Below are 12213 nucleotides of genomic sequence, written 5' to 3'. Positions count from 1 at the left end.
ACTCAATAGGGCGTTATTGTTTGCTAGTGTTTTTTTTGTTTTCACCTGTTAAGTACAATATTTTTCACTGAAAAATACTGCACTAATTACTCTTTTTATATAATTATATTTGGAGTTGCTTCACTGTGAATTTATGTTTGCTGTTAAGTTGTTAACATTGTAATTTAATTAAAATAATAAAGATGAAAATTGTAAAAAATGTATTTGTATCGGTTTTTGCGTGTGGTGTATTAATAGGTTGTGGAGGTAAAGAAGAAAAAAAGAAGGATGGTTTCACTTACGAGAAAACCCAAACAACCAATAAAGAAGACATTAAAGAAGATGAGAATGTTCAAACAGTTGTTTTAGCTGGTACAGATTTAATGAAATTTGATAAAACGGAAATAAAAGTAGCAGCGGGTAAAAAAATAAAATTAACTCTCAGGCATACCGGTAAAATGGATGTAAATGTAATGGGGCACAATTTTGTACTACTTAATCAAGGGGTGGACATGGCAGCATTTGCCGCAAAAGCCGCAACTTCTAGAGACAACAAATATATACCGGTAGGTTCCGAGAAAGATGTTATAGCGCACACAGACTTAATTGGAGGTGGTCAAGTTACTACTATAGAATTTGATGCGCCAGCAGTAGGGACCTATAATTTTTTATGTAGTTTTCCTGGTCATTATATGATGATGAAAGGAACATTTATAGTGGAATAATACATTAATTACTAATGGAATTTCGTTTACGTAATTACATCAATATTACATCAATGAAATTCTATTGGATTCTTTGTGCTTTTTACTTTTTAGAAAAAGCATACAATTCATATTCAACCAAATTTAACTAAATAATGATTAAAAAAATTATACCTGTTTCTCTAGTAGCTTTGTTTTTATTTAATTGTAAGAAGAAAGAATACGTAGATAAAATCTATGAAAAACCAGAAATCGTATTAGAGGCACCTTCAAAATTTCTTTCACCAGAAGAAAGTATGAAAACATTTTATTTACCTGAAGGTTATAAGGTAGAGCTAGTAGCTAGTGAACCAATGATTGATGAGCCAGTTACCATTGCTTGGGATGGTGATGGGCGAATGTATGTTGCCGAAATGAATACCTATATGCAAGATATTGATGGTTCGGGAACCAACCGTTCTATAAGCAAAATAAAACTACTTGAAGATACTGATGGTGATGGTAAAATGGATAAAAGTACCGTCTTTATTGATAGTTTATTGCTTCCAAGAATGATTTTGCCTCTTGAAAATGAGTTAATTGTAAATGAAACGTTTTCTTATGATTTGTGGAGCTATAAAGATACAGATGGCGATGGTGTTGCCGATAAAAAAGAAAGAGTTTATTACAACGAAAATCGTCGTGGCGGAAATCTAGAACACCAGCAAAGTGGCTTGCTTTGGAATTTAGATAATTGGGTATACACAACGTATAATCCTATTCGATTTAAATTTCAGAAAAATAAAGTTATAGTAGATTCTCTTGAAAACATGCCAAGTGGGCAATGGGGTTTAACTCAAGACGATATGGGAGTTATGTATTATTCGTCCGCAGGAAGTGAAAATCCAGCCTATGGTTTTCAGCAACCCGCCGTATATGGAGACTATAATCCAGAAGGTAGATTGGCAGAAGGTTTTATGGAACCATGGCCTATAGTTGGTACACCCGATGTACAGGGAGGCCCTAAAAGATTACGCCCAGATAATACCCTAAATCATTTTACGGGTGTTGCAGGTCAGGAAATCTACCAAGGGCATAAATTACCTTCATCCTTGTATGGCGATTTATTTATTCCAGAACCTGTGGGCAGACTTATCCGTCGAGCTAAAGTAAAAATTGAAGATGGCAAAAAAGTGCTTTATAATGCCTACGATCAAGCTGAGTTTATGGCTTCAACCGATTTGAATTTCAGGCCTACCCAAGCCAAAACAGGTCCAGATGGTGCGCTTTATATTGTAGATATGTATCGCGGGATAATTCAAGAAAGTAACTGGACTAAAGAAGGGAGTTCGATTCGTCCTGTTATCATCCGTAAAGAATTGGATAAAAACATTGGTAAAGGACGAATTTATAGAATTGTACATGAAGATATTAAACCAGATAGCAACAAACCGAATTTGTTAGGAAAGAAAGCGTCTGATTTAATTGAATATTTAGGACATCCTAATGGGTGGTACAGAAATACAGCTCAAAAATTAATCATTTTAAAAGATGATAAATCGGTGATTTCAGAATTAAAGGAGATTGCATCTGATAACGAAACATGGTGGACCAGCTTATTTGGAACCGATAAAGATTTGGGTATTCAGCGCGTGCATGCACTTTGGACTTTAGAAGGGTTGGGCATGGTTGATAAAATTCTAATTAAAGAAAAGTTTTTAGATGAAGACCCTCGAGTTCGTGTAACAGCTATTCGTTTAAGTGAAACCTTTTTAAAAGCTGGTGATACTGATATGTTTTCTGACTTAGAGAAATTAGTTTCCGACCCTTCTTTAGAAGTTGCTAACCAAGTGGCTTTAAGTTTGCGTTACAGTAAAAATAAAAAGGCAACAGATATACTTAATAAAATCCAGGCGAAGTATGAAGGCAATGAAATTGTTTCGCATTCCGTAAAGGAAAGTTTAAAAACTGGCGATTCTAAACTCCAACAATTGAAAAAACGCATTGCAGGCAGAAATAACGGTGAAAAACAAAGTATTCTTAAAGGATATGATTCGTATAATCAGCTTTGTATTACCTGTCATGGTGCCGATTTAAAAGGAGTGCCTATTGATGGCGATATGCTTGTTGCACCAACTTTAATAGGTAGCCCAAGGGTGGTTGGTAATGATAAAGAAAAATTAAGTAAGATTTTGCTAAACGGACTTATAGGTCCTGTTGATGGTAAAGATTATGGTATTATGATGCCACTCAAAGCGAATGATGATCAATGGATTGCCGATGTGTTAAGTTATGTGAGAGCAATGAATGATTTAGATGGTGTTCATAAAAAGGTAGTTAGAGCTGCTAGAGCAAAATCAAAAGACCGAGAAGATTATTGGACTTTGGAAGAGTTAGAAAAAGAGAAAAAATAAAAAATAAGGTTTACAGAAACAAAAAAGGTTGAAATTAATTTCAACCTTTTTTGTTTGTTCGAAACATTTAAACATCTAAAAACTATAATTCAATTGTAAAAGTGATGCTCTTGGTAAAATGGGTACTACTATAAAACTAGCGTCGGGATTGGCTTCAATAAATTCTGAGGTGGCATCATTGGCATTAGCAGCAAAGCTATTCGCTCCAAAAAAGTTAGCTAATCCGTCAGAATTAAAAAGATTTGTGACTAATATGTTAGCGGATAAGTGTTTGTTTATTTTGTAGCCTAAGCCTGCGTCAAAAACACTGTAAGCCGCTAATTGAAATGCATTGGCAACATTACCCTCACGTTTACCCATATAACGCCATTTGACAAAAGAACTGGTTTTGTTTTTATTGTATTCAGCAATAAGGTTAAACATTAATTTGGGGTTGAAAGCTAAGGTGTTCCCAGAATAATCTGTAATGCTATCATCATTAGAGTCAACACTGCCGGCATCATCATAAATGCTCCATTTAGTAGCTTTTGGGCTCTGAATAATCCCATTAAATCGGAAGAGAAAATGATCTAAAGGTGCATATGCACTTTCCCATTCCAAACCAATAGTTCTAGATGTGTTAAATTGAATTGGTGTGTAAAAAATACTATTGGTGTCTTCATCGAAGGCAAAATCAGAAACACCAATATTTCTAAGTTCACTCCAAAATAGCGTGGTTGTAAATGAAATGTCTTTTAAATTAGATTTTAACCCTAATTCCATCTGATTAATATCTTGTACTTCACCCTTTTTATTTATTGGTACGTTCGAAAAATTATTAAAATAGTAATTCAATTCGGGTGCTTTATGTCCTTTTGAAAAACGCCCGAATAAAGCGGCATCGTCAGTTATTTTGTAGTTAATTCCAGTGGAATAGGATATGTAATTATAGTTGTAATTAAAAGCGTCTTGTTCACCAGAAGGTTGCCTAAAATTATTATCGTAGGCCGTGTTTTCATCACCATCTAATCCGCCTGTTTGCGTAAAAGTTTCATAACGATCGTTACTTCCGTTATGTTTGATGGTTTCAAAACGTACGCCCAAATCGAGTTGAATACGGTCTGAAAGTTTCCAACGATCGTTTGCAAAAGTGGCTAATTGTGTAACATTAGCTCTGCTATTGGTAAAAAATAAGCCACCATAATTACTCACACCATAAGCATCAGACAAAGCCAAAACGGGCTCTCCTGGATTTTCTAAAGTAAGCTGTAACATTTTAGGGTTGTTTTCATAGGTAGAAAAGGCTAAACTTCCTTGTGTAAAAACAGATGTTTCTGAAAAACCAGAAGCTAATCCAATATGTAAATCATGATTTTCCCATTCTTTTCTAAGGGTGAATTCTTGCATAAATTCATCGGCTTCATTGTCTTTATACCAAGTAGAAGTCCCCATGATAGCATCGTTTGGTAGGGTGCCAGTTGTTAAATATTGTGCTGAATCACCTGAAAAAATACCGCTATTATCAACTCTTGCTAACTCATTTCCCGAATTAGCATCACGAAATACAATTTGACCCACCGGGAAAGGGTTTCCGTAGCTCACCAAATAATAGCCTGTAGGATCGCTAATAGATACAAACGCATTGCTTATGGATGTTTGCCAATTAGCACTTTTTGAAGAAAATTTCATATTGTTTTTAAATGACCAGTTGTTTCCTAAATTTTTAAAAATATCAAAACCAAAAGCTAAATCTTTTGCATGAACCCCTTGTGATGGGTCAAAGCTAATGGTGTTGTTTAAGTTTCTTCCATCCGGGATTTGAGCGTGAAATTCGGGCATCATTAACGCTGTTGAATTGAAATCAAAACCAAATGCAGGTTTAGGATTGTCCCAATTGGTAGCTGCAACCCCATTATATCTGTTGGTGTAATCGTTTAGATATTTACCATAAAGTTTAAAATAACCGTTTGCGTTTTCTTTAATAATATTGAATTTTAATTGACCACCTTTGCTAAAAGTGAAATCGGTATTTCTGGCACCTTCATCAAGCCTGTAATGACCTCCGGCATTAAAAAACCAGTCGTTTCCTAAGGAACCGCTTAATACACCATCTAATCTATATAAAGGGTTGCCTTCACCTTGAATGCCGCTTTGTAATTGTATTTCTCCCGTTAATTCTTCAGAAGAACTTTTGGAAATAAAATTATAAACACCACCAGGGGCATTCATGGCTGTAATGGAAGCACTACCGCCTCGTAACGCTTCCACTTTTTGGGTGGTTAAATCGGTGCGGTGAAATAAATCAGATCCGTAATAGGAGTGTTGTACTAAACTAACTGGCAAACCATCTTCTTGTAACGATACATAATACCAACCCATATCGTCTTCGGCTGCAGCCGAAATACCTCGAGTGTAAATTTTTGTAAATACTTCGCCAGCAGAAGCATCAGTAAAAGTACCAGGTATATTTTGAAGTAAATTAGCAGTTCCTTGAGGGTAAATTTGCTGAATCTCTTTTGTGTTCAAAGCACTTATAGAAGTGTTAGATTCAATCTGTGTTCTAGGACTAAAACTGCCTGTTACTACAACGGTATGCAGGTTTAGTAAATCAGTTTGTAAAACATAAGAAAGCGGAGCATTCCTTTCGTTAACAGAAATATTAGTTTCCAAAGTTTTGTACCCCAAATGAGAAATTGTTAGTTTGTAATTGCCTGTTGGGACATTAATGATTTTAAACTCGCCATTAGTATTTGTAGTGCCATACAGACTTGAAGAGTTGTCCAATACAAGGGTGGCTCCTTCAATAGCTTTGTTGTTGTTATCGGAAATTGTTCCACTAATTGTTCCGCTAATTGTAGCTTGAGCAGAGATTAAAAATGTATTAAACGCTACGATTAGGTAAATGAAAAACTTAATTTTGTTCATAGTTGATAAAGTGCTTTTTCTGGGTTATTCAAAAGAATGCAAATTTAAATAATATATTTTCATTAGTGTTTACTTAATAACACTGAAAGCGTTTATACATCAAAACCTGTAATTTTATAGCAGTTTTCTAATTGCTAAAAAATACGTATTTTGCAAAGTGAAATAATTTAAACACAATTAGTGAAAGCCAACAAGAAAAAGATTGAACCCTATAAAGCCGATGGTATTGTTTATCATGCGGATACTTGTTTGCCATTAACAGATGCTTTTAAACGAAAAAAGATAAAATTCAAAGCCCTTGCGCGACATACCTATCCTGGTGACAGATTAGACGAAAATACATTAGGGTTGAATAGTTTGGGGTATTGGGATGCTAATGAATCTCAAGATTGGGGATTGGATTGGCATAGAAATGAAGGGATTGAATTTCATTTTTTAGAATCGGGTAGTATGCCTTACGCTCAAGAGGGCAAAGAAGTGTTGCTTAAGCCTAACGATCTTACAATCACGCGTCCGTGGGAAGCTCATAAGGTAGGGAATCCGTATATTGGTATGGGGAAGTTTTATTGGGTAATCATCGATTTGGGCGTGCGAAGACCGCATCAAGACTGGGTTTGGCCAGATTGGATTACCTTAACACCTCAAGACTTATCAAGGCTAACTACCATTTTAAGGCATAATGAAAAGTCTATTTTAAAAACAAATCAAAGTATTAAAGAGTGTTTTTCTCAACTTAATAAAGCGATTAATACAGACGAAAAAGGAAGTAACGCTTCTAAAATTCGAATCCTTATTAATTCATTACTTATTAATTTACTCGATTTATTAGATACGAATGATATTGTTTTGAATGAATCGTTAACTGATAGCTCCAGAAGTGTTGAGTATTTTTTAAAAGAACTTGAAAATAACCTTTCGGAACAATGGACCATTGAATTAATGGCGCAATCTGCCGGCGTGGGATTAACCCGATTTACATACCATTGCAAGCAAATTACCAATTTAACTCCCATGCGCTATCTAGCCATGAAACGATTGGAAATGTCTAAAAAAATATTTCAAGAGGATAAAGATTTAACGATTGCAGAAGTTGCTTACATGTGTGGTTTTACCTCTAGCCAATATTTTGCAACGGTTTTTAAAAAACATGAAAAATGTTCGCCCAACGAATACAGAATGAAGTCTGAAGCCAAAAATCTTCAACTTGTTTAAGCAAGTTTATTTAGTGTTTAATATTTTTCACTGAATAAAAATAAACGACTTTTTTATTCTAATTCCATATTTTCACAATGTTATCATAACTTAAGTGTTGCTATTTTTAATAGAGCTACACTGTTTAGTTATGTTTTTAGTTTTAATGTAAAACACTTTTTAACCATGGGTTTACAGTTTTTAAAAGGACGTAAGCACTAAAAAAATTAACCACTAAACTAAAATTTTTAAGAATGGAAGGTATTAACAAAAACAGACTTTTCCTAGCCAGTTGCCTCGCATTAATAACAACAGCCATGACTTTTGCTATTCGAGCAAGATTAGAAACCGTTTTTGGTCCGGAAGGTATGGGTTTAACTTTAGAACAATTAGGCTATGCATTTGCACCTGCTTTTTTCGGATTTACTATCGCCATGATCATTGGTGGGCCATTGGTAGATTTATTAGGCATTAAAAAAATAACTTGGATGGCGTTTGTAACGCATGCCATAGGTATTGTTTTAACACTTATGGCAGATTCCATGACGTCATTGTTCATAGCAACTTTATTTGTAGGCATAGGAAACGGTATGGTAGAGGCAGCACTAAACCCAATGATTGCCTCTATGTACACCACGGAAAAAACGAAAATGCTTAACAGATTTCATGTTTGGTTTCCAGGAGGTATTGTAATTGGCGCTTTGGTGAGCTGGTTGGTTATGGATGTTATGGGCTTAAGCTGGCAACTTATGGTGTCAACTTTATTCGTACCTTTAATATTGTATGCTGTTTTGTTTTTCGGACAAAAAATGCCGGTAACCGAACGCGTTCAGTTGGGTGTAAGTAATAAAACCATGTTTTCAAGTGTTTTAAAACCGTTATTCCTATTTATGGTTTTCTGTATGTTGTTAACTGCGGCTTCAGAATTAGGAACCACCCAACGTATAGAATCCCTTTTAAAAACTTCGGTGGAATCTCCGTTATTAGTGCTTGCATTCATTAACGGCATTATGGCATTGGGTAGGTTGTTTGCGGGTCAAATAGTACATAAATTAAAACCATCGGGCATGTTGCTATACTCCGCAATTTTCACATTCATAGGTTTATGGTTGTTAACCGTTACAAGCGGTGGGATGATATTTGTCGCTGCTGCGGTATTTGCAGTTGGTGTTACCTTCTTTTGGCCAACCATGTTGGGGTTTGTTGCTGAATATTTGCCAGAAACAGGGGCTTTAGGACTTTCCATAATGGGTGGTGCAGGTATGTTTTCGGTATCAATCGTGTTGCCAATTATGGGGAACTTAATGGATAACGCTAGCGCTAGTGAGGCGTTACGAACCATGTCTATTTTACCCGCAATTCTTATTGTAGCGTTTTTAGGCTTAAACATATATATGAATAAAAATAAAACTTTAAATAAAGTACACGTATAAATTTATGATGGGTAGAAAATTAAGAATGGGAATGGTCGGTGGCGGCATCGGTTCATTTATTGGAGATGTACACAGAAAAGCAGCCGCAATTGATGGTATGGTAGAATTAGTTTGTGGTGCTTTTAGTAGTACTGAAGAAAAATCTATCGCATCGGGAAAAGAACTTAATTTAGATGAAAGCCGATGTTACAAGACATTTGAAGACATGATTCTTAAGGAAAAAGAATTGCCAGAAGCTATTAGAATGGATTTTGTTGCGATTGTCACCCCAAATCACATGCATTTTCCACCCGCAAAAATGGCGATTGAAAATGGCTTTCATGTTATTTGCGATAAACCCGTTACGCTTACGCTAGAAGAAGCTACCGAGCTTGAAAACATTATAAAAAACAGCGGTAAATTATTTGCGCTTACACATAATTATACGGGCAATTCTATGGTTAAGCAAGCCAAGGCAATGGTTGCCAAAGGTGAATTGGGAAAGATTAGAAAAATACAAGCGCAGTATCTTCAAGGTTGGTTGTCTACGTCTCTAGAGAAAACAGGACAAAAACAAGCGGCTTGGAGAACAGATCCGAAGCGATCTGGTATTGGTGGGGCTTTGGGAGATATTGGTACGCATGCCGAAAATTTAATAGAATACATTACAGGATTAAAAATTGCAGAAATAGCGGCCGATTTAGGTGTTTTTGGTGAAGGCAGAGTTTTAGATGATGATGGCAACATGTTAATCCGAATGGAAAATGGTGCTAAAGGCAGTATTTCTATTTCGCAGATTGCTTTAGGTGAAGAAAACAATTTAGCTATTAAAGTGTATGGAGAAAAAGGAAGCTTGGAATGGTATCAGGAAAACCCCAATGAATTAATCACGCGTTGGTTAGAAGAGCCTAAAAAAATATACACACCTAACGGAAATGGTTTGCATCCAGAGGCTTTGGAAGTTTCCAGAATTCCGTCGGGGCATCCCGAAGGGTATTTGGAAGCTTTTGCTACCATTTATAAAAATTTCGCAAAACATGTTATTGCTTTTAATGCAGGTGACACCATAAAAAAACCAGATTATCCAACCATTGAAGATGGTATTAGAGGTATGAAATTTATTTATGCCGCTGTAGAAAGTGATAAGAACAATGCAAGTTGGATAAAAATAAATTAATCTTAAAAACGATTGTTGGCGGATGTTGCGTTAGGGATTGAGCGGTCTGTTTGAGCTCCCCGACAAAGGAGGGAGCGAGTAGCGAAAGCCCGACCCTTGTGGTAACGCCAAAAAAATAATATAGAAATATGAAAACAATAAAAGGACCAGCCGTTTTTTTAGCGCAATTTGCAGGAAGTGAAGCGCCATTCAATTCATTGGATGGGATGTGTAAATGGGCAGCCGATTTAGGGTACAAAGGCATTCAAATCCCCACTTGGGAATCGGGATTAATCGATATTGAAAAAGCAGCCGAAAGTCAAACCTATTGCGATGAATTAAAAGGAAAAGTAAATTCATACGGTTTGGAAATCACAGAGCTTTCAACCCATTTACAAGGCCAATTAGTGGCTGTAAACCCCGCTTACGATACCTTGTTTGATGGTTTTGCGCCGGATAAAGTAAAAGGAAACCCGAAGGCTAGAACGGAATGGGCGATTGATTTTGTTAAAAAATCAGGGACCGCCAGTGGCAGATTGGGTTTAAAATCGCACGCGTCATTTTCAGGGGCTTTATTATGGCACACCATATATCCATGGCCACAGCGTCCGCAAGGATTGGTGGAAATGGGTTTTGAAGAATTAGCGAAACGTTGGTTGCCCATTTTAAATCATTTTGATGAACAAGGCGTTGATGTGTGTTATGAATTGCATCCGGGAGAAGATTTGCATGATGGCACGTCTTTTGAGAGGTTTCTGGAAGCAACGGGAAATCATAAACGGGCTAATATTTTATACGACCCAAGTCATTTTGTGCTTCAGCAGTTAGATTATTTAAAGTTTATAGATTATTACCACGAACGAATTAAAGCGTTTCATGTGAAGGATGCCGAGTTTAATCCGTCAGGAAAACAAGGGGTTTATGGAGGGTATTCTAATTGGAAAGATCGTGCTGGGAGATTCAGATCTTTAGGTGACGGACAAGTAGATTTTTCAGGAATATTCTCAAAATTAACCACGTATGGCTGCGATGTATGGGCGGTTATGGAATGGGAATGCTGTGTAAAATCGTCTGCTCAAGGCGCTCGAGAAGGAGCGCCATTCATCCAAAGTCATATTATAGAAGCTGCAGAACGTAGTTTTGACGATTTTGCAGGTGCAAAACCAGATGAAAATTATCTGAAAAAGATATTAGGTATTTAGAAATTAAAAGAATTTTATATTAAAAATTGGTGTTGTTATGATGAAGCAAGTTGTTTTTTTAGTAATCTGTTTTTGTTTTTTTACAAAGGCTTTTTCTGTGAATGAATATAAAGATAAAATAAAGGTGTTGATTGTTGATGGTCAAAACAACCATTCGGTATGGCCAAAATCAACCATCATGATGAAGCAATATTTAGAAGAAACAGGTTTGTTTGAAGTCGATGTTGAAAGAACAAAGTACTTAACAAATAGCGAGACCCATAAAGACTGGTTACCTCTAGCAAATGTGCCCGCTGGTGTTGAGGGTAAACCTATAACCGACCCCGATTTTAACCCCGATTTTTCTAAATATGATGTGGTTATTTCTAATTTTGGATACAAAGCAGCTTCATGGCCAGAGGCAACCCAGAAAAATTTTGATGAATATGTGAAAAATGGAGGAGGTTTTGTTAGTGTACATGCAGCTGATAATTCTTTTCCAGAATGGGAAGCGTATAACAAAATAATTGGTATTGGTGGCTGGGGAAATAGAACCGAGGCGCATGGTCCGTATTTGTACGTTGATGAGCATAATAAACCCAAAAAAGATTACAAACCAGGACCTGGTGGTAAGCATGGTAAACGAGAGGCTTTCCTTGTAACTACCTTTAATACAAAACATCCCATAACTAAAGGTTTGCCTTTAACTTGGATGCATGCCGATGATGAATGTTATGCTTATTTAAGAGGTCCTGCTGAAAACGTAACCATTTTAGCTACAGCAGTAACAAGCATAAAAGTTGCTACATTGCAACAAAAAGAACCTGTAGTTATGACGATTGATTATGGTAAAGGCAGAGTATTTCATACCACATTAGGGCACGACACAACAGCGTTTGAATGTGTGGGCTTTATAACACTTCTAAAAAGAGGTGTGGAATGGGCTGCAACTGGTAAGGTAAAGCAAACAAAAATACCGGCAGATTTCCCCACTGAAAGTGAAATATCTACAAAAGCATTTCATTACAAAAAATAGCAGATTCTTATACATAATAGATCTGGATTTCCTTATAGTTTCCATATATACAGAAAATACTTTAATATTTGGTTTCTAGATTTTTAGATAATTTGTTTTTTATTGACCAAGATTGTGGTATCCATGAAATTATTAAAAATAATTTCTTAAAAAGTAGAGATATTGATAATTTTATCAAAAAAACTACCTGATTTTAACAGACGTAATGAATAAAATCATAATTTTACGTCATGAATACATTAAAAAATAAAATACGT

8 protein-coding genes are annotated in these 12213 nt (G+C 35.9%); 7 read left to right on the top strand and 1 reads right to left on the bottom strand.

What is annotated here, in order from left to right; translation table 11 throughout:
* The first annotated feature begins 182 nt into the window (after positions 1–182).
* Together azu and ABYI63_RS00580 are read left to right on the top strand one after the other, a co-directional pair.
* Positions 183–704: an azurin gene (gene azu, locus ABYI63_RS00585; protein ID WP_372752323.1), complete on the top strand. Its 522-nt coding sequence runs from the start codon at positions 183–185 to the stop codon at positions 702–704.
* Between the two features lie 134 nt (positions 705–838).
* Positions 839–3076, top strand: coding sequence for a c-type cytochrome (locus ABYI63_RS00580; RefSeq protein WP_372752321.1), 2238 nt, complete (start codon positions 839–841; stop codon positions 3074–3076).
* 75 nt (positions 3077–3151) lie between these two features.
* On the opposite strand, the gene ABYI63_RS00575 is transcribed toward ABYI63_RS00580, so the two are convergent.
* A complete protein-coding gene (locus ABYI63_RS00575; protein WP_372752319.1) occupies positions 3152–5980 on the bottom strand; it encodes a TonB-dependent receptor in 2829 nt (942 codons plus the stop codon).
* Between the two features lie 180 nt (positions 5981–6160).
* On the opposite strand from ABYI63_RS00575, the gene ABYI63_RS00570 reads away from it, so the two are divergent.
* The 5 genes from ABYI63_RS00570 to ABYI63_RS00550 all read left to right on the top strand — a co-directional run bounded on the left by ABYI63_RS00570 (position 6161) and on the right by ABYI63_RS00550 (position 11956).
* Positions 6161–7192, top strand: a complete 1032-nt coding sequence (locus ABYI63_RS00570) for an AraC family transcriptional regulator (RefSeq protein ID WP_372752317.1) — start codon at positions 6161–6163, stop codon at positions 7190–7192.
* A gap of 233 nt (positions 7193–7425) precedes the next feature.
* Positions 7426–8604 (top strand): sugar MFS transporter, encoded by a 1179-nt coding sequence (locus tag ABYI63_RS00565; protein ID WP_372752315.1) that lies wholly within the window; start codon positions 7426–7428, stop codon positions 8602–8604.
* A 4-nt stretch (positions 8605–8608) separates the two neighbouring features.
* On the top strand, positions 8609–9760 hold the full coding sequence (locus ABYI63_RS00560) for a Gfo/Idh/MocA family protein (RefSeq protein ID WP_372752313.1): 1152 nt from the start codon (positions 8609–8611) through the stop codon (positions 9758–9760).
* Between the two features lie 128 nt (positions 9761–9888).
* Positions 9889–10941 carry a sugar phosphate isomerase/epimerase family protein gene (locus tag ABYI63_RS00555; protein ID WP_372752311.1) on the top strand — a complete coding sequence of 351 codons (1053 nt, stop codon included), beginning with the start codon at positions 9889–9891 and terminating at the stop codon, positions 10939–10941.
* A gap of 97 nt (positions 10942–11038) precedes the next feature.
* Entirely contained in the window at positions 11039–11956 is a 918-nt protein-coding gene (locus ABYI63_RS00550; RefSeq protein ID WP_372752309.1) for a ThuA domain-containing protein, read from the top strand.
* Positions 11957–12213: the final 257 nt, after the last annotated feature.

The organism is Mariniflexile sp. (genome assembly GCF_041583155.1).
Lineage (GTDB): Bacteria > Bacteroidota > Bacteroidia > Flavobacteriales > Flavobacteriaceae > Mariniflexile.
The sequence above is the reverse complement of the archived record's forward strand: the minus strand, read 5'-3'. Positions and strand labels throughout refer to the sequence as shown.